Raw genomic sequence first — 17,462 nt, forward strand, 5'->3', positions numbered from 1 at the left:
CGGTGGCCGGCTCGCGCTCGGAACGGCTGCTGGCGCTCTTGCAGGTGCTGCGCGGCCATCGCTATCCGGTTTCAGGCAGCAGCCTTGCCGATGAGCTCGGCATCAGTCTCAGAACACTCTACCGCGATATCGCGAGCCTGAGGGCGCAGGGCGCGGCGATCGAAGGCGAGGCGGGCGTCGGCTATGTGCTGCGTCCGGGCTTCCTGTTGCCGCCGATGATGTTCTCGCAGGAGGAGATCGAGGCGCTGGTGCTCGGCAGCCGCTGGGTGGCGAGATCCACCGATGCCAAGCTTTCCGAAGCCGCCGCGGCCGCCCTTGCCAAGATCACGGCCGTGCTACCGCCTGCGCTCTGCGATGCGGTGGATGAAACGGCGCTGATCATCGGTCCGCGTGCGCTTGTCGAGGAGAAGGCCGATATCCCGGCGCTTCGAAGCGCGATCCGCCATGAGCGAAAGCTCGAGATCGGCTACAGCGATGAGGCCGGCGCGATCACCCGCAGGATCATCTGGCCGTTCGGCCTCGCCTATTTCGAGAGCGTGCGTGTGGTTCTCGGCTGGTGCGAGTTGCGTCAGGATTTCCGCCATTTCCGCACCGACCGGATCGCAAGCATGACGGAGCCCGGCGAGCGCTACCCGAAACGCCGCGCGGCGCTGCTGGCCGAATGGCGGCGAACGATGAATTATACGTGAAGGCTGCTGACAGAACCTGTCACCGGCAGGCCTTAAGGCTCTCCTCGTTCCCGCAAACGAAGGAGAAACCCAATGACCGCACTTCCTTTCAACCTTGTCGTTCTCTATGTCGAAGACCCGAAGGCGAGCGCTGAGTTCTACGCCGACTTTCTCGGATTGAAGCCGATGGCGCTTTCCGACGGCTTTTCATCGCTCACCACCGATGCCGGCATGACGCTCGGCCTGTGGCGCAAGTCGACGGCCCATCCGCCGGCGGAAGGCGGTCCGGGATCGGTCGAAATCGGCATCATGGCGGCTGATGAGGGCGGCGTGGAGGCGTTGTATGACCGCGTGAAAGCGGACGGGATGACCGTCATTCAGCCGCTGGTCACGGCGGCGTTCGGCCCGACATTCGTGATCACCGATCCAGACGGTCACCGCATTCGCGTGTGCCAGCCGGATAACTGAGGCCAAAAGCCCCGGGCGGCAGCCGTCCGGGGCCTGGCGGCTACGAAATGTCGTCCAGCGACTGCAGGTGACGGCGCATTGGGTGGCCTTCATAGACGCCCAGGATGCGCACCTTCTCGGTGAAGAATTCGAGTTCCTCCAGCGCTCGCGCCACGGCCGAATCGTCCGGATGCCCCTCGATATCGGCATAGAACTGGGTGGCGATGAACTTGCCGCCGATCTGGTAGCTTTCCAGCTTGGTCATGTTGATGCCGTTGGTGGCAAAACCGCCAAGCGCCTTGTAGAGCGCGGCCGGAATATTGCGGACGTTGAAGATGAAGGTGGTGACGATCGTGCGGTCTTCGCCGCCCGGCTCCGCTCGCTTCGTCTTGTCGGACAGAATCACGAACCGCGTGATGTTGCTCTCGCTGTCCTCGACGTTCTCGGCCAGGATATCGAGCCCGTAAAGCGAGGCGGCAAGGCGCGGGGCCAGCGCCGCCATGGAACGGTCGCCCTTTTCCTTCACCAGCATGGCAGCGCCCGCCGTATCGCCGGCGATTACCGCGTTCCACTTGTTGCGGCGGATGATCTTTCGGCACTGGCCGAGCGCGTGGATGTGGCTGTGAACGGTCTTGATATCATCGAGCTTCACGCCCGGCAGCGCCATCAACTGGAAGCGGATCGGCATGAAATATTCGCCGATGATCGACAGGTGCGAATCGGGGAGCTGGTAATGGATATCGGCGACGCGGCCAGCGAGCGTGTTCTCGATCGGGATCATCGCCAGATCGGCATCGCCGTTCTCGACCGCCAGGAACGCATCCTCGAAGGTCTTGCAGGGCAGCGGCTCCATGTCGGGATACATGTCCCGGCAGGCCATGTCGGAATTGGCGCCGTATTCGCCCTGGAACGAGATGCGGTTGGTTTTCATGATCATGAGGTGACACCTTCCAGAATGCGGCGCGCCTTTTCGAGGTCCTCGGCGGTATCGACGCCGAGCGGCACGGTCGTGACGATCTCGGCATCGATGCGCATGCCGGCTTCCAGCGCACGCAACTGCTCCAGCTTCTCGCGCCCTTCCAGCGGCGAGACCGGCAGCGAGACGAAGCGCTCGAGGGCGGCGCGCCGATAGGTATAAAGTCCTATGTGGTGGTAGAGCGGGCCCTCGCCCCAAGGGGCGGTCGCGCGGGTAAAGTAAAGCGCGCGCAGCCTTGTGGGCCCGACCGGTGAGCCGACGAGCTTGACCACCTGCGAGGCGGTCTTTTCGGCCTCGTCGGTGATCTCGACCGTTAGCGTCGCGATATCGACCGCGGGTTCGGAAAGCGGGGCCAGCGAAGCCTTGATCAGCGCCGGGTCGAGGGTCGGCAGGTCGCCCTGGACGTTGACGACCAGTTGGGCGCGGCCGTCGGGATCGACCTTGCCGAGCGCCTCGTGGATACGGTCGGAACCGGACTGGTGCGCCATGCCGGTCATCACCGCCTCGAATCCGGCCGCCTCGACGGCCTCGAAAACGGCGGCGTCATCGACGGCGACGACCACGCGGCCCATGTCTGATTCGCGCGCGCGTTCGGCGACATGGACGATCATTGGCCGGCCGGCGATATCGGCCAGCGGCTTGCCGGGGAGGCGGCTGGAGGCCATCCGGGCGGGAATAAGAATGATCGTTTCATCGGATTTGTCGATCGCCACTTGCAAGCTCTCCGTTAATTTGCCACTGACAGTCTGACGGGCCGGTGTGCATGCCGATGCGGCGTTGCATCGCGGCATCAAAAGACATAGGTTCTGCAAGAATGCAAGGTGTCCGGTAGAGAGGCTGGACGGAAGGGGAGCGGCAACGCAATGAAATTCAATCTCAATATGGTCCTCGCGGCCCTGTTGGGGACGGTCTTCGTCCTGATGACGGTATCTTTCATCTCAGAAGCGATCTTCGACCCGCACCATCCCGAAAAGGAAGGTTTCGTCATCGAGGTTGCCGAGACCCCGGGCGGCGGCGCTCCCGTTGCCGAGGAAGAGACGCCGATCGCCGTTCTGCTCGTCGATGCCAATGCCGAAGCCGGCGAGCGCGTTTTCAAGCGCTGTCAGGCCTGTCACACCGACACCGAGGGCGGGCCCAACAAGGTGGGTCCGAACCTCTGGGACGTCGTTGACCGCCCGATCGCCAGCCATGAGGGTTTTTCCTATTCCGCCGCGATGCAGGATTTTTCCGAGGGCGGCAGCAAGCTGTGGACCTATGAGAACCTGAACGTCTTCATCAAGGCGCCGAAGAAGGATGTCCCGGGCACGGCCATGGGCTTTGCCGGTCTTTCCTCCGACAAGGATCGCGCCGACCTGATCGCCTATCTCAGCACCATGTCGAACGATCCGGTGCCGTTCCCCGAGCCGCCGGCCGAGGACGATGCCGCAGCGGCCGAAGATGGCGCGGCGACCGACGACGGCGCGGCAACCGGCGACGGAGCAGGCGAGGCCGGTGAAGGCGCCGAGGCATCGCCGTCACAAGGCAGCGAGCCGGCCCCCGCGGCAACGGATGAGGCTGCCGGCGATGCCGATGCGGGCCCTGCCAACCCGCAAGGCACGACGGCCGAACCCACCGACAACCCCGAGGCCACGCCGCCCGGCGCCGCCGATGTCGAGCAGCCTGAAAAGAGCGAATAAATGAAACGGGGCTTCGGCCCCGTTTTCTGTTGCTGGCAAACGTCTCCCCATATTCTGCGTCATCCTCGTGCTTGACACGAGGATCCAGGCCACCCGGCAGCGGCCTTGTAAATCGTTGCAAACGCAGTGATTCAAGCCGCCTGGATGCTCGGATCAAGTCTGAGCATGACACAAGAACGAACGACAGATGACAGACGATGGGCAAAGCTCGTCGCTTTGCAGATCGGGCTTTGTCCCGCTTTCATCAAGGCAAAAATCAATACCCGAGCAGCAGCACCCAAAGACTGACGGTCACCACGCCGAGGAGCGTGGTCAGCGTTATGGTGGAGGCGGCGATGTTGCGGCCGGCGCCGAACTGATCGGCAAGCAGGAAGGCGTTGACGCCCGCCGGGCAGGACGCGCCGAGCACCAGCCCGGCCATGATCGGCTGCGGCAGGCCGAAAGCGTGCGAAAGCGCGAAGACCAAGGCCGGCAGCAGGGCGAGCTTGATGACGGTGATCGCGGAGAAAAGACCGGCATTGCCCGCCACCTTGTATTGCGCAAGCGTCATCCCGATCGAGACCAGGGCCACGGGCGCTGCGATGCCGGCGAGCATCGAGATGACGGTCGCAAGCGGTCCCGCCGGTTGCAGACCGGTGAGATTCATCGCCGCGCCGATGATGAGGCCGATCACCAGGGGGTTGGTCGCAAGATTGTAGCCGACGGTGGCGGCGAGGCGGGCCGGGTCGCTGGTCGCGCCGCCCTCGCGCGCCTTCGCGCGTTCGGCCAGCACCGTGGCGGTTACCATCAGCACCGGCATGTGGATCGCGAGCACGATTGAAAGCGCCACCAGCGCGGTTTCACCCGCCACATGGCTGACAAGCGGAATGCCGAGCAGGGCCAGATTGGAAAACGTGCCGGAAAGCCCGATGATGACGGCGGAGACGCGGTCCCGGTTGAACACGAAACGGGAAACCATGGCGGCGGCGATCCAGGCAATCGCCACGCTGGCAAAATAGACACCCCAGATACGCAACGGGTCGGCGCCGGTGAAATCCGCGTTGGCGATGGTGCGCATCAGCAGCACCGGCAGGCCGATCCGGTAGACGAAGCCTGAAAGCACGCCGGCGCTTTCGGCCGGCAGATAGCGGACCTTGACGGCGACCCACCCGATCAGGATGAGGGCGAAGATCGGGATGACGCTGTTGAATATTTCTTGCATGGCGGGCTTTCAGGCGGGCGGCGCGGCTCGTGCCGCGTGTTCCCGAAACTGTTCCCCGCCGCGACCGGTGTCAAGGTCGCCAGCCCGTCGGATGGCCTTCAATCGCTCCCGCCGCGTCAGCTTTTCAGGGCGGCCGCCGGTGACTGGCGATAGGCAATCAGCGCGGGCAGGGCGGAAAGTACGGCTGCGACCGCAATCAGCACGGCGGCGGAGCCGAGATCGGCGCGCGTGAACTCGACCGGAAGCGACACGCCGCGCTCCGCCGTGATCGACCGCGCGATCGCGAGCGCCGCCGCAAGGCCAGCCGCATAGCCGAGCGCGATGCCGAGTGCCACCAGCAGGAAGAGCTCGCCCCAGACGATCGTGAACACCGCCCCGCGTGGCGCGCCGAAAGCGCGCAATGCCCCGATCTCGCGCCGGCGCTGGGACACATGAATGACGGTGACCAGCATCAGCGCCGCGGCGACCAGCACCTGCGCGCCCGCCGCAATCGCCGTCAGCACCTGTTTGGCGTCGCCGAGCGTGGCGTAGAGTTTGGTCAGCACCTCCGCCGGGAAGACGGCGAGCGTCTGATCGCCCCGGTAGTCCTGCCGCAGCTTATAGGCATCGGCGATCGATTTCGGCTTCACCAGGATCGCGGGCAGGCCGGGCGTTTCGCCTTCATGCCAGTGCTCGTCAACAGGTGTTGCGGGGTCGATATGATGATGGTCTTCTTCATGCCCCGCCTCGTCGTGATCATCGTGGGCGGCGTGTTCGTGGTCGTCCGCCTGCTCGTCATGATCATGGCCGGCCGCCTCGTGATCATGGCCGTCGGCCTCGTGCGCTTCCATGCCGTGGATTTTCCAGACCGCCTCGATCGGCACGAAGATGGCGCGGTCCCATGGCGTTCCGGTCGGGTCGGCCCGGCCGGTGACGGTATAGGCGAGTTCGTCATGGGTATGGCCGCCGGTCTCGACCGTGCCGTGCATCGGCTTGATCGTGTCGCCGATCGCAAGATCGACCGCCGAGCCGGTCACCGCCTCGCCCAGATGGGTGAAATTGTCGCCTTGGGAAAAGCCGGGCGTCGTGTTTTCGATCAGCTCTGATGTGGTGCCGACGATCGGGTAGCCTTCATAGGAATCGCCGAAGCCGATTGGCGCGGCCCAGGCCACGCGGGGGTCCGCCTGAAGGTCGGGCAGGATGTCGCCGTCCATCAGCGGCAGGTCGGCGGCCTGCAGGAAGACCGAGGAGAGCACGAGCTGGGTTTCGCTGCCGGGCGCGCCGATCACCAGATCGAATTTCTCCGAGGCCCGGGCGCTGCCAAGCCTCAGCGCCCGCTCTTCCAGCGTCACGGCGACGCCAAGCGCGGTTGCCAGCATGATCAAAATGACGATGACGATGGAACCGGCCCAGAGACGTTTGAGATCTGCGAGGATGAAACGGAACATGGGGTCAGCCTCTCTTCTCGTCGCTGGCGATGACGCCGGCAAGCAACGATATCTCGCGCGTCAGCGGCGCGATCAGCCGCTGGTCATGGGAAACGACGATCAGCGTGGCGCCCTCGGCGAGTTCCAGCAGCAGGCTCCCGACAGTCTCGCCAGATGCGGCGTCGAGGCTTGCCGTCGGCTCGTCGGCGACGATGATGCCGGGCTCGCGCAACAGCGCGCGGGCAACGGCCACGCGCTGCATTTCGCCGCGCGACATCGTGCCGGTCTTCTGGTCGTGACGGGAAAGGCCGACGCGCTCGAGCAGGTCGTGCGCGCGCTTTATGCGCTCCGTGCCGGCGGCGCGGGCAAGCCTTGCCGGCAGCAGCACGTTGTCGAGCGCGGAAAGGGCCGAAAACAGATGGAAATCCTGCATGATCAGGCCGATATTCTCGCCGCGAAACCGGTCGCGCCGGCTTTCCGACAGCGCGGAAAGCTCGGTCTCGCCCCAGCGGGCGCTGCCATGGGTGAGCCGCTCCAGCCCGGTGATGATGTTGACGAAGGTGCTCTTGCCGGAACCCGAGGGGCCGGTGATCGCGACCCGCTCGCCGGCGGCGATATCGAGCTTGGGGATCGTCAGTACCGGACTGTCGAGGCCCGGGAAGGTGACGGCGATATCGTTGAGCGAGAGAGGCAGCATCGTGACTGACCTTTCGGGTATGTCGTTTCAGACCTTGCTGTAGCGCGCGCCGCGCAGGCGCAGCTGGCTGACAAAGCCGGTCTCGGGGTCCACCCAGGAGCCGCTTTCGAGCGTGCCGGTCACCTCGATCATCTGGTTGGGCTGGGTGAATGTCTGCTTGCGGTCGAGATAGACGACCATGATATTGTCCGGCCAGTCGGCATCCGACGAGCAGAACGGGCAGAGCGCCATCGGGATTTCCGACAGCACGAAGAATTTCGCTTCCGCCTTCAGCGGCGGGGCCATGAAGCCGCGAATCGAGACCTTCTCTCCCGTCAGTTGTTTCACCTTGTCGGAGAACTTCAGGCCGAGCGGACTGAAGGAGCCGTAAAGATCGTCGAAGGACAGTTCGTCGGCTGCAAAGGCGGGGCGAAAGGCAAGGCCGAGGCCGAGCGCGCCGAAGGCGGCTAGCAGGCTGCGGCGGGAAAGGGACAGAGCGGTCATCGGATCAAATCTCCTGGCAGGAGAGGACCGGGCGAAAGCCGCCCGGTCCCGACTTGGAAAAGAAGCTTACTGCTTCTGGCTGGAACCGAGAGCGAAGGCGTCGGCCAGCACGCCGTATACGTCGGACTGTTCCATATAGCCCTTGAAGCCGTCGGCGCCGGGGCCGGTGGCCTGCAGCAGGACGTCATCGACGGCGTGAACGCCGGTCGAGGCGTCATAGGGCAGGTTGCCGGTGCGCAGAACCGCGCCGGGGACATCCTTGTAGGCTTCGTTGGCGACGTAGCGGCCGTTCTCGTCCTTCACGGCCGGCTCGAACGGACCGTCCATCTTCGGGCGGAAGGTCTCGTAATAGTCGGGGAAGTTGTTGGCGAACATGGCGAGGCGGCGGGACACGTCGATCTGGTCCGGATAGCCGTCGCCGTTTTCATCCGTATAGTTCGGGAAGCCGGCGTCGTCATAGGTCATGACCTTGTTGCGCATTTCGTCCGCCTGGACCTCGTCGTCGATCGTGCCGATCACCGAGACGCCGTGGGTATGGTCGCCGGTGACGACGATCAGCGTGTCCGGATTGGAATTCATCCATTCCATCGCGGCGCCGACGGCCTGGTCGAACTCGATCATGTCGATGGCGGCGCGGTCCCAGTCGAGCGGATGCGACATCTTGTCGACATTGGCGGCTTCAACCATCAGGAAGAAGCCTTCCGGGTTCTTCGAAAGCTGGTCGATGGCGGCCGTGGTCATATCCACGAGGCCGGGCTGGCTCGGGAACTTGTCGACGCTGCCCTTCTTCAGGAATTCGCGGTCGAGCGTCGAATCCATGTTGCCGGTGTGGAACAGGCCGAGCAGCTTGCCGTCTTCCGGCTTCTCGGCGGAGGCCAGTTCGTCGGCGGAGGTGACGACGGTGTAGCCGGCCTCTTCGAACATGGCGATGTAGTCATTGTCGTCCTTGCGCTTGGAACCGGCGACATCGGACTTCAGGAAGTAGGCGGAACCGCCGCCGAGGACGACTTCCGGCTGGACGTCGTAGAACATGCCGACGATCTCGGCCTTGTCGCCGCGAAGGCGGGTATGGGCGACGACGGCGGCCGGCGTCGCGTCTTCGATTTCGGCGGTGGAGACAACGCCGATCGACTTGCCGGTCTGGCGGCGCAGCGCCTCGGCAATGGTTTCGACCTTCGGGTCGTCCAGGCTGTCCGGCGTGCGGTCGGCATAGACGCCGAGCGCGTTCACGCGGGTCTTGTGGCCGGTCATGTAGGCCGACATGGTGTTGGCGGAATCGGTCGCGATCGAATGGGTCGAGGAGGTGCCGATCGTGGCCATGTTGTCGAGGTCGTCCATGTTCAGGCGGCCGTCGGCCTTGCCCTCGGTCATGCCCTTGGACATGATGCGGGCAGCCGTGCGGTGACCCATGGACATGCCATCGGCGACGAAGAAGATGATGTTCTTGGCCTTCGGCATTTCAGGCGTGTCATAGACGGTCCAGGTGACGGTCTTTTCCTCGTCGCCGGCCTTGACGGCAACGGTGTAGTCGCCGGCGTCGGCAAGGGCGAGATCACGCAGGATCAGGGCCGAGCCGAGGCTCTCGTCATTCTTGCCCTTTTCATCGGTGACGAATTCGGCTTCCTGGCCGAAGACTTCGGCATAGGGCTTGCCATTGACGGTGACGTCGATATCGCCGGCGTCATAGACCGCGTCGAGTTCGACCTTGAAGTCGAACGGCGAGGACGCCAGAACGGTGGCGCGGTCGAGCGGATAGATGGTTGCGGCATTGGCGGCACCTGCAAGGCAGGTGGCGGCGGCGAGTAGTGCGAGACGGGCGCGCATGGGAACCTCTTTGAAAGAGCGTCGGGAAGGGTTAGTGCGCTTCCGCGATAGTCCCGCCAGATAACAATCCGATGACGTTTTTGCTGCGGTTTGATGAACCTCAGTTGCGGCTTCGCCGCCCGCGCGGTTTCAGGTAACGCTTGCGCCTTCGCTTCTTGAGAGAGAAGTGCAGGACGCGGGTGATATACCAGAACAGCGCAAGCGAAATCACGCCGGCGGCGAGAAAGCCGGTGGCATTGCCGGCGACATGCGCGACGGCGATGATGTTGCGGGAGAACATGAAGCCGAGCAGGTTATAGGTCGACACCCAGACGGTCTGGCCGCAGATGGCGGCGATGGTAAAGGCGCGCCAGCGCATGCCGGCAGCGCCCGCCACCGGGTTGATATAGGGGCTGATCTGGGCCAGCAGCCAGCGCGTGAAGAAGATGGCGAAAACGCCGCGCCGTTCGAGATAGTCCTGGGCGCGGTCCACCAGCCGTTGGCGCTTGGGCCCCCGCGATGCGAACCGCGCCAGATATTTCGCGCCGCCCTTTCGCCCCACCCAGTAGCCGATCTGGTCGGAGGTGCTTGCGGCGGCGAGGCAGGCAAGAATGGTTGGCAGCATCGGCAGATCGCCGGAGGCGGCCAGCGACCCGCCGAACAGCATGATCACGGCGGCGGGCATCGGTATGCCGAGGCAGGCCAGAAACACGATGAGCGCCATGACCGGAATGCCGTAGACCGGCACCAGCGCCAGAAACTGTTCATTCATCGTCGCCGGCCCGTTCGTGCTCGTCGAGGGCTTCGGCGATCTGTTCTTCCAGTTCCTCCAGCGTCTCGCCGCGCTCGCGCGTGATCCGCCAGAGCGGCAGGCGGCGGCTGTGTTCCGGATCGAGGCCGAGCGCCTCGGCGAGTTCGTGGACGGGGATATTGTTCACCATCGCCACATGACCAAGCGTCATCCAGCTCTTCAGCTCCAGATCGCGAGGACTGTGCCAGTAATAGACCGCAAGCACGGTCTTGAGCGCGAGGGCCAGCGTCAGAAGCAGGGCCCCGATAAAGGCGATGGAAAGCGCGCGGTGGCGCTGCCACAATGCGCGGACGGGTTTCAGCAGACTCATGGCCGTCCTTTCCGGTTACGCTGAAGGAAGCGGAATGTCTCCGCCGGGCTTGCCTCATGCGATAGCCGCTTGGCCGGGATTGCACAACACCCCTGCGCGCGCAGCAGCATGGGGAGGATCTCGGCCGGCCCGGTGTTTTTGGGTATCGTCGCGCGGACCAATCCGCTATGAACCCGGTTCATGACGACAAGACAGGCGATGGAGATGCGCGACATGATCCGCGTGCACAAACAAGATATTCCGGCAGAACAGGCGGCGCGTTATACCGGCGCGATCGCGATCGACAGCGAGACGTTGGGCCTCATTCCGCGCCGCGACCGGCTGTGCGTCGTGCAGATTTCGCCGGGCGATGGCAGCGCCGACCTGATCCAGATCGCGCCGGGGCAGACGGAGGCGCCCAACCTCACCGCCATGCTCGCCGACCCCGATCGCCAGAAAATCTTCCATTTCGGCCGCTTCGATATCGCCGTACTCTATCACACCTTCGGCGTCACCACCGCCAATGTGTTCTGCACCAAGATCGCCTCGCGCCTGACCCGGACCTATACCGACCGGCACGGGCTCAAGGACAATCTCAAGGAAATGCTCGACATCGACGTTTCCAAGGCGCAGCAATCCTCCGACTGGGCGGCCGAGGAACTGAGCGAGGCACAGCTGCAATACGCCGCCTCCGATGTTCTTTACCTGCATCGCCTGCGCGACAAGCTGATGGAACGGCTGATCCGCGACGGCCGCATGGAGCTTGCCAGCGCCTGTTTCGAGTTCCTGCCCACAAGGGCGAAGCTCGACCTTCTCGGCTGGGAAGAAACCGACATTTTCGCTCATAGCTGAGGCGTGTGCGGGCGTTGAAGAGCGCATGCTTTCCGGACTACGGCATGCTTCTCCTTCGGGCATGGCCGGCGAAACCACTCGTTGGCTTGGTCCTCCGCACTCTCCTCATTCTCCGCGTCATCCTCGGGCTCGACCCGAGGATCCATCTACGTCGGTCACGAGCGGAATAGGCGTTTAGGTAGGCATTCCCACTGCGAAATGTGGCCGTCGTGAAGTGGTCGCGGCGGATATTGCCTGGATCCTCGGGTCAAGCCCGAGGATGACGCCGGTGAGGGATGGAACTGGCTACAAAAAGACGAAAATCTGGAGGCTTCCAGCCCTGTTGCATATCTGCAACGAATTTGTTTCGCGGCCTCTTTAAACGGCCGAAATCCGCTCCCATATCTGCCTCAGGCGGCAGCGAATGCCGCTGTCATCGGCTCGCCTCAGAAGAGGGGGTTGACCTGAATCATCGCGCTGTCGCTTTCCAAAGGGCAGGGTGAGGAATGGAGGCATGAAACATGAATTTCGAAAAATATTCCGAACGGGTTCGCGGCTTTCTGCAGTCCGCGCAGACCTATGCGCTGGGCGAGGGCCATCAGCAGTTCGACGCAGCCCACATCCTGAAGGTGCTGCTCGACGATGAGGAAGGCATGGCCGCGTCGCTTATCGCGCGCGCAGGCGGCGACGCCGCCAAGGCGCGTCTTGCCAATGATGCCGTGCTTGCGAAAGTCCCGAAAGTTTCCGGAGGCAACGGGCAGATTTATCTGGCCCAGCCGCTCGCCAAGGTATTCACCACCGCCGAGGAGGCCGCCAAGAAGGCGGGCGACAGTTTCGTCACCGTCGAACGCCTGCTGCTCGCGCTTGCGATCGAAAAGAGCGCCTCGACGGCGAAGACGCTGGCCGATGCCGGCGTGACCCCGAACGGGCTCAATGCTGCCATCAACGAAATCCGCAAGGGCCGCACCGCCGACAGCGCCAGCGCCGAACAATCCTATGACGCGCTGAAGAAATATGCCCGCGACCTGACGCAGGACGCGCGCGAGGGCAAGCTCGACCCCGTGATCGGCCGCGACGATGAAATCCGCCGCACCATCCAGGTCCTGTCGCGCCGCACCAAGAACAATCCGGTGCTGATCGGCGAGCCGGGTGTCGGCAAGACCGCGATCACCGAGGGCCTTGCGCTCCGGATCGTCAATGGCGACGTGCCGGAAAGCCTGAAGGACAAGAAGCTGATGGCGCTCGACATGGGCGCGCTGATCGCCGGCGCGAAATATCGCGGCGAGTTCGAGGAAAGGCTGAAGGCGGTTCTGAACGAGGTGCAGGCGGAAGCCGGCCAGATCATCCTTTTCATCGATGAGATGCACACGCTGGTCGGCGCCGGCAAGGCCGATGGCGCGATGGATGCGTCGAACCTCCTGAAGCCGGCGCTTGCGCGCGGCGAGCTGCACTGCGTCGGCGCGACCACGCTCGACGAGTACCGCAAGCATGTCGAAAAGGACGCGGCGCTCGCCCGGCGGTTCCAGCCGGTGATGGTTGCCGAGCCGACGGTCGAGGACACGATCTCGATCCTGCGCGGGCTGAAGGAAAAATACGAGCAGCACCACCAGGTGCGCATCGCCGACAGCGCGCTGGTGGCCGCCGCCACGCTTTCCAACCGCTACATCGCCGACCGGTTCCTGCCGGACAAGGCAATCGACCTGATGGACGAGGCGGCAAGCCGCGTGCGCATGCAGGTGGATTCCAAGCCGGAAGAGCTCGACGAACTCGATCGCCGCATCATGCAGCTCAAGATCGAGCGGGAAGCGCTGAAGAAGGAAACCGACACGGCCTCCAAGGACCGGCTGGCGCGGCTTGAATCCGAACTGGCCTCGCTTGAGGAAGAAGCCGATGCGCTGACGGCGCGCTGGCAGTCGGAGAAAAACAAGCTCAACCGCGCCGCCGATCTCAAGAAACAGCTCGAGACGGCCCGCAACGAGCTTGCGATCGCCCAGCGCGGCGGCGAATACCAGAAGGCGGGCGAGCTTGCCTATGGCACGATCCCGAAGCTGGAAAAGGAACTGGCCGAGGCGGAGTCGGAAGACAACACCGTCACGGATTCGATCCTGCAGGAGGTCGTGACCCCGGACAATATCGCCCAGGTGGTCTCCCGCTGGACCGGTATCCCGGTCGACAAGATGCTGGAAGGCGAACGCGACAAGCTGTTGCGCATGGAAGACGAACTGGCGAAATGGGTCGTCGGCCAGGGCGAGGCGGTGCAGGCCGTATCGCGCTCGGTCCGCCGCGCCCGCGCCGGGTTGCAGGATCCGAACCGGCCGATCGGCTCGTTCATCTTCCTCGGCCCCACCGGCGTCGGCAAGACCGAGCTGACCAAGTCGCTTGCCCGGTTCCTGTTCGACGACGAGACGGCCATGGTGCGCATGGACATGTCGGAATACATGGAGAAGCACTCCGTGGCCCGGCTGATCGGTGCGCCTCCCGGCTATGTCGGCTATGACGAGGGCGGTGCCCTGACCGAAGCCGTGCGGCGCAGACCGTATCAGGTGGTGCTGTTCGACGAGATCGAAAAGGCCCATCCGGACGTCTTCAACGTGCTGCTGCAGGTGCTTGATGACGGGCGTCTGACCGACGGCCAGGGCCGCACGGTCGACTTCCGCAACACGATCATCATCATGACCTCGAACCTCGGGTCCGAGTTCCTGACGCAGCTTGGCGACAACGAGGACAGCGAGACCGCGCGCGAGCAGGTGATGGCTGTGGTCCGGGCTTCGTTCCGGCCGGAATTCCTGAACCGGGTCGACGATATCATCCTGTTCCACCGGCTGCGCCGGGACGATATGGGCCAGATCGTCGATATCCAGCTCGGGCGTCTCGAAAAGCTGCTTTCGGACCGCAAGATCGTTCTCGATCTCACGCCGGAAGCCCGCAACTGGCTTGCCGACAAGGGGTACGACCCTGCCTATGGCGCCCGCCCGCTGAAGCGGGTGATCCAGACGGCGGTGCAGGACCCGCTGGCCGAGAAGCTCTTGGCCGGCGAACTCTCCGACGGCACCCATGTGCGCGTCGACGCCGGCTCCGACCGGCTGGTGTTCACCACCGGCCGCAAGCTGGAAGACGCGGCGTGACCGCGCGCTTCTGAAATGCAAGGGCTCGCCTGACGGCGGGCCCAATCTTTTTACAGAGTCGCCTTCCTATTCTGCGTCATCCTCGGGCTTGACCCGAGGATCCGGGCAGCCGCGCACGAACCGGAAAATACCCTTATGAATAACGGCCGACTCACTATGGATGCTCGGATCAAGCCCGAGCATTGTTTGTCGGATCTGCGCTATTGTTGTGATGCAGCTGCGGGCCGTTGGCTTGCCCGCAGCTGCTGCAACAGCCGACCGTCCGAGCATTGGGTGGAACACCCGCTGTCATCAAGGTCACTGTTGCACCGAGCAACCGCTTGAAGAGTTGATTGGGCCGCTGATTGCCACGCCCGCAAACAATCCCAAGCATGCCTTGAAAGGATAGCATCGCCATGGTCGTTTTGCATCACCCTCCGCACATCTGTCTTGGTTGCGACGTTGCAAAGGACACGATCGCCGTTTCCTGCGGCGGTCCGGCCACCGTCATCGCCAATCGCAGCAGGGATATTCGTCGCTTCCTGCGAAACTGCGAGGCAGATCTGGTCATCTGCGAACCCACCGGCGGGTATGAAACCGTCCTGATCGAAGAGTGCCTGCGGCGCGGCCTTGCCGTTCACCGGGCCGATACGCGCAGGCTCAAGGCCTTCATTCGTTCGCGTGGACGGGTCGGCAAGAGCGATGCGATCGATGCCCGGGAAATGGTCGCCTATGGCATGGAACGCTGGGCAAGCCTGTCCCTGTGGCAGGCTGAAAACCCTGAAGAGGCAAGGCTCAAGGCCCTTGTGCGCCGCCGCGCCGATCTGGTCGCCATCAGGGTCGCCGAGCAAAACCGCGCCATGGCGCCGGGCGGACGTGAACTTGCCGTCACCTTCAAGGCCATGCTCGCTGCCATCAATCGCCAGATCGCGCTGCTCGACAAGGAAATCCGCATGCTCATGCGCAGCGAAGCCTTTGCAGCCAGGGCCAGCATCGCAATGGCGATGACCGGCATCGCGGAGACAACCGCCGCCGCCCTGATCGCCACAATGCCCGAACTCGGGACGCTGGATCGAAAGAAGGCGGCGGCGCTGGCCGGCCTGGCGCCGCACCCAAACGAGAGCGGCAACAAGATCGGTTACCGGAGAATGCGCGGCGGCAGACCCGTCATGCGCACCATCCTGTTCATGCCGGCCATGCAGGCCGCCCGCGGAAGGGGCGAGTTCGCCGCCTTCTACAAGCGCCTTGTCGAAGCCGGCAAAAAGCCAATCGTCGCGATCGCAGCAGTCATGCGAAAAATCGTCGTGACCCTCAATGCAAGGTTCACAGAGAAAGTCATCCAACAGAGTTGATGACACAGGTGGGGGAGGTGAACGAGGATCAAAAACCTGAGGCCGTAGCTGGTCAACGGTCTGTGGGCTCGCCACGCGGCGCGCCCTTTTTTGCTGGGCGGTTGTTTGCCGGTCAGTTGGCGTTCGAAGCCACCTGGCCGCCGGCATTGTCGTTGCCGAGCAGGGCGTCGATGCGGGCGCGCTCGGACTGGAAGCGGGCGAGGTTGTCGCCGGTGAGCGCGTCGGAATTGGGGAAGCGGATCTTCATCGGGTCCACCTTGGTTCCGTTGACGATCACCTCGTAATGCAGATGTGCGCCGGTCACCAGGCCGGTCGCCCCGACATAGCCGATGATCTGGCCCTGCTTGACGCGTGCGCCGGGTTTGACGCCGCCGGCGATCTTGCTCTGGTGGTTATAGGAGGTCTCGTAGCCGTTGGTGTGGCGGATGATGGTCTGGTTGCCGTATCCGCTGGCCCAGCCGGCCTTTTCCACGATGCCGTCGCCGGCGGCGATGATCGGGGTGCCGGTCGGTGCCGCCCAGTCGACGCCCGGATGCATGCGGGCGTATTTCAGCACCGGGTGACGGCGCATGCCGTAACCGGAGGTGAACCGGCCGTTCGGAACCGGGTTGCGCAGCAGGAAGCGCCGGATGCTGCGGCCATCCTTGTCGTAGAAGTCCACGGCGCCGGTTTCCGGGTCGCGGAAACGATAGAGCGCGATCTCCTGGCCGCCGATTTCCGCGTCGATGTAGAACAGTTCGGAACCATCCGTCGCCCCGCCCTTGGGGTCGGCATCGGAGAAGAACAGCTCGAGCGTGTCTTCGGGCGAGGCCTGCGACTGCAGATCGACCTTGCTGGCCAGAAGATTGACCAGTTGCGCCGACATCTGTTCGTTCAGGTCGTAGCTCAGCATGGCCCGGTAGATGCCGTCATAGACCCGCACCGGCTTTTGCGCCGTGCCGAGCAGCAGGTCGGTCTCGTCCGCGGTGGCATTGGCGACCGCATCGCTCATGGCTGGCGGCGTGCCCTTGACGAAGCGGCCGTCGTCGTTGAGGGCCATTGTCATGCGATGCTCGCCGTTGCGATAGAGGCTGAGGCGCACGACGCGCATGTTGCGGCCCATGCGCAGGAGCCCGATGCGCAGCGTGTCGCCGGCCCTGAGCATGGCCGACCCCGTGCCCTCCTGGATCAGTCGGCCAAGTTCGTTGGCCTGCGGCGGTGGATACCCTGCCGCCGTCAACAGCTGGGCCGTCTCGACCGCCTGGCGCACCGGCAGAATGTCATCGCTGAAATCACGGGTGAAGACAGATTGCAGCGCGCTCACCGAAACATTCTCATCGATGATCTGGGCGTTGAGCGCGGGTTTGAGCGGCAACAGGCTGGGTTCCGGCTCGAACCGGTCGGGATCGACATAGCTCAGCATCGAAATCTCGCCGACACTGTCCTGAATCATGGCCTCGTTGGCGAGAATGGTCGCCTCGATTTCCTCGGTGCTGAGGTCGGCGGCGAACGGCGCGTCCGGCCGCGTCATCGGAAAGGCGATCGAACGGATCTCGACCTCGCCCTGAACATCGGTGTCATAGATCACGTCGGCGCCGTGCTGGACATCGGTCGGCGTGTCGCTCGAGGAAAACACGGCGAAGGGATCGAAGGCCGGATAGGAAGGGGTTTCGCCGTAATTGGCGGCGAGCGCCATCTTGACCTCAGAAAACGGCTCATAATGGACCACGTCGCTGTCG

Annotated in this window: 16 protein-coding genes (1 of these 16 running past the window's edge); 6 read left to right on the forward strand and 10 right to left on the reverse strand. The window is 63.9% G+C overall.

From position 1 onward, the window contains the following. Positions 1 to 2: 2 nt before the first annotated feature. Together Mame_RS07475 and Mame_RS07480 are read left to right on the forward strand one after the other, a co-directional pair. A complete protein-coding gene (locus Mame_RS07475; protein ID WP_018065102.1) occupies positions 3 to 689 on the forward strand; it encodes a helix-turn-helix transcriptional regulator in 687 nt (228 codons plus the stop codon). A 72-nt stretch (positions 690 to 761) separates the two neighbouring features. Next, positions 762 to 1,136 carry a VOC family protein gene (locus tag Mame_RS07480; RefSeq protein WP_018065103.1) on the forward strand — a complete coding sequence of 125 codons (375 nt, stop codon included), beginning with the start codon at positions 762 to 764 and terminating at the stop codon, positions 1,134 to 1,136. Between the two features lie 40 nt (positions 1,137 to 1,176). On the opposite strand, the gene Mame_RS07485 is transcribed toward Mame_RS07480, so the two are convergent. Then, positions 1,177 to 2,052 (reverse strand): prephenate dehydratase, encoded by an 876-nt coding sequence (locus tag Mame_RS07485; protein WP_018065104.1) that lies wholly within the window; start codon positions 2,050 to 2,052, stop codon positions 1,177 to 1,179. Beyond that, positions 2,049 to 2,756 carry a 3-deoxy-manno-octulosonate cytidylyltransferase gene (locus Mame_RS07490; RefSeq protein WP_051085111.1) on the reverse strand — a complete coding sequence of 236 codons (708 nt, stop codon included), beginning with the start codon at positions 2,754 to 2,756 and terminating at the stop codon, positions 2,049 to 2,051. The genes Mame_RS07485 and Mame_RS07490 overlap by 4 nt, the downstream gene beginning before the upstream one ends. Before the next feature lie 198 nt (positions 2,757 to 2,954). Between Mame_RS07490 and Mame_RS07495 the strand changes: the two genes are divergently transcribed. Continuing rightward, on the forward strand, positions 2,955 to 3,767 hold the full coding sequence (locus tag Mame_RS07495; RefSeq protein ID WP_018065106.1) for a c-type cytochrome: 813 nt from the start codon (positions 2,955 to 2,957) through the stop codon (positions 3,765 to 3,767). A 256-nt stretch (positions 3,768 to 4,023) separates the two neighbouring features. Here the strand turns inward: Mame_RS07495 and Mame_RS07500 are convergent, their stop codons facing one another. The 7 genes from Mame_RS07500 to Mame_RS07530 all read right to left on the reverse strand — a co-directional run bounded on the left by Mame_RS07500 (position 4,024) and on the right by Mame_RS07530 (position 10,478). Beyond that, positions 4,024 to 4,968, reverse strand: a complete 945-nt coding sequence (locus Mame_RS07500) for an AEC family transporter (protein WP_018065107.1) — start codon at positions 4,966 to 4,968, stop codon at positions 4,024 to 4,026. 116 nt (positions 4,969 to 5,084) lie between these two features. Next, positions 5,085 to 6,395 carry an FtsX-like permease family protein gene (locus tag Mame_RS07505; protein ID WP_018065108.1) on the reverse strand — a complete coding sequence of 437 codons (1,311 nt, stop codon included), beginning with the start codon at positions 6,393 to 6,395 and terminating at the stop codon, positions 5,085 to 5,087. 4 nt (positions 6,396 to 6,399) lie between these two features. Further along, positions 6,400 to 7,071, reverse strand: coding sequence for an ABC transporter ATP-binding protein (locus Mame_RS07510; RefSeq protein WP_018065109.1), 672 nt, complete (start codon positions 7,069 to 7,071; stop codon positions 6,400 to 6,402). Positions 7,072 to 7,098: 27 nt separating this feature from the next. Next, positions 7,099 to 7,554, reverse strand: a complete 456-nt coding sequence (locus Mame_RS07515) for a hypothetical protein (protein WP_018065110.1) — start codon at positions 7,552 to 7,554, stop codon at positions 7,099 to 7,101. 66 nt (positions 7,555 to 7,620) lie between these two features. Continuing rightward, the gene (locus Mame_RS07520) at positions 7,621 to 9,378 is read right to left on the reverse strand and encodes an alkaline phosphatase (protein WP_018065111.1); all 1,758 of its coding nucleotides are present in this window, start codon (positions 9,376 to 9,378) and stop codon (positions 7,621 to 7,623) included. A gap of 100 nt (positions 9,379 to 9,478) precedes the next feature. Next, complete coding sequence (locus tag Mame_RS07525; protein WP_018065112.1) at positions 9,479 to 10,129, reverse strand: DedA family protein; 651 nt, start codon at positions 10,127 to 10,129, stop codon at positions 9,479 to 9,481. After that, a complete protein-coding gene (locus tag Mame_RS07530; RefSeq protein WP_018065113.1) occupies positions 10,122 to 10,478 on the reverse strand; it encodes a hypothetical protein in 357 nt (118 codons plus the stop codon). The genes Mame_RS07525 and Mame_RS07530 overlap by 8 nt, the downstream gene beginning before the upstream one ends. Positions 10,479 to 10,682: 204 nt before the next feature. Between Mame_RS07530 and Mame_RS07535 the strand changes: the two genes are divergently transcribed. The 3 genes from Mame_RS07535 to Mame_RS07545 all read left to right on the forward strand — a co-directional run bounded on the left by Mame_RS07535 (position 10,683) and on the right by Mame_RS07545 (position 15,744). After that, positions 10,683 to 11,309, forward strand: coding sequence for a ribonuclease D (locus tag Mame_RS07535; protein WP_026173527.1), 627 nt, complete (start codon positions 10,683 to 10,685; stop codon positions 11,307 to 11,309). 500 nt (positions 11,310 to 11,809) lie between these two features. After that, positions 11,810 to 14,413 carry an ATP-dependent chaperone ClpB gene (clpB, locus tag Mame_RS07540; RefSeq protein ID WP_018065115.1) on the forward strand — a complete coding sequence of 868 codons (2,604 nt, stop codon included), beginning with the start codon at positions 11,810 to 11,812 and terminating at the stop codon, positions 14,411 to 14,413. 395 nt (positions 14,414 to 14,808) lie between these two features. After that, the gene (locus Mame_RS07545) at positions 14,809 to 15,744 is read left to right on the forward strand and encodes an IS110 family RNA-guided transposase (RefSeq protein WP_079920699.1); all 936 of its coding nucleotides are present in this window, start codon (positions 14,809 to 14,811) and stop codon (positions 15,742 to 15,744) included. A 112-nt stretch (positions 15,745 to 15,856) separates the two neighbouring features. On the opposite strand, the gene Mame_RS07550 is transcribed toward Mame_RS07545, so the two are convergent. Beyond that, positions 15,857 to 17,462: the 3' portion of a M23 family metallopeptidase gene (locus Mame_RS07550; RefSeq protein WP_018067876.1), read on the reverse strand. The gene runs 341 nt beyond the window's last position; only the last 1,606 of its 1,947 coding nucleotides appear in the window; its start codon lies beyond the right edge, outside the window; its stop codon occupies positions 15,857 to 15,859.

It is taken from the genome of Martelella mediterranea DSM 17316, from assembly GCF_002043005.1.
In the GTDB taxonomy this organism is placed as follows: domain Bacteria; phylum Pseudomonadota; class Alphaproteobacteria; order Rhizobiales; family Rhizobiaceae; genus Martelella; species Martelella mediterranea.

Excerpts from the sequence above, each read along its gene's own strand:
- Mame_RS07530 (WP_018065113.1), bottom strand. The coding sequence starts at position 10,478 with ATGAGTCTGCTGAAACCCGTCCGCGCATTGTGGCAGCGCCACCGCGCG.
- Mame_RS07535 (WP_026173527.1), top strand. The coding sequence starts at position 10,683 with ATGCGCGACATGATCCGCGTGCACAAACAAGATATTCCGGCAGAACAG.
- clpB (WP_018065115.1), top strand. The coding sequence starts at position 11,810 with ATGAATTTCGAAAAATATTCCGAACGGGTTCGCGGCTTTCTGCAGTCC.
- Mame_RS07480 (WP_018065103.1), top strand. The coding sequence starts at position 762 with ATGACCGCACTTCCTTTCAACCTTGTCGTTCTCTATGTCGAAGACCCG.
- Mame_RS07525 (WP_018065112.1), bottom strand. The coding sequence starts at position 10,129 with ATGAATGAACAGTTTCTGGCGCTGGTGCCGGTCTACGGCATTCCGGTC.
- Mame_RS07520 (WP_018065111.1), bottom strand. The coding sequence starts at position 9,378 with ATGCGCGCCCGTCTCGCACTACTCGCCGCCGCCACCTGCCTTGCAGGT.
- Mame_RS07510 (WP_018065109.1), bottom strand. The coding sequence starts at position 7,071 with ATGCTGCCTCTCTCGCTCAACGATATCGCCGTCACCTTCCCGGGCCTC.
- Mame_RS07495 (WP_018065106.1), top strand. The coding sequence starts at position 2,955 with ATGAAATTCAATCTCAATATGGTCCTCGCGGCCCTGTTGGGGACGGTC.
- Mame_RS07545 (WP_079920699.1), top strand. The coding sequence starts at position 14,809 with ATGGTCGTTTTGCATCACCCTCCGCACATCTGTCTTGGTTGCGACGTT.
- Mame_RS07490 (WP_051085111.1), bottom strand. The coding sequence starts at position 2,756 with ATGGCCTCCAGCCGCCTCCCCGGCAAGCCGCTGGCCGATATCGCCGGC.
- Mame_RS07500 (WP_018065107.1), bottom strand. The coding sequence starts at position 4,968 with ATGCAAGAAATATTCAACAGCGTCATCCCGATCTTCGCCCTCATCCTG.
- Mame_RS07515 (WP_018065110.1), bottom strand. The coding sequence starts at position 7,554 with ATGACCGCTCTGTCCCTTTCCCGCCGCAGCCTGCTAGCCGCCTTCGGC.
- Mame_RS07485 (WP_018065104.1), bottom strand. The coding sequence starts at position 2,052 with ATGATCATGAAAACCAACCGCATCTCGTTCCAGGGCGAATACGGCGCC.
- Mame_RS07505 (WP_018065108.1), bottom strand. The coding sequence starts at position 6,395 with ATGTTCCGTTTCATCCTCGCAGATCTCAAACGTCTCTGGGCCGGTTCC.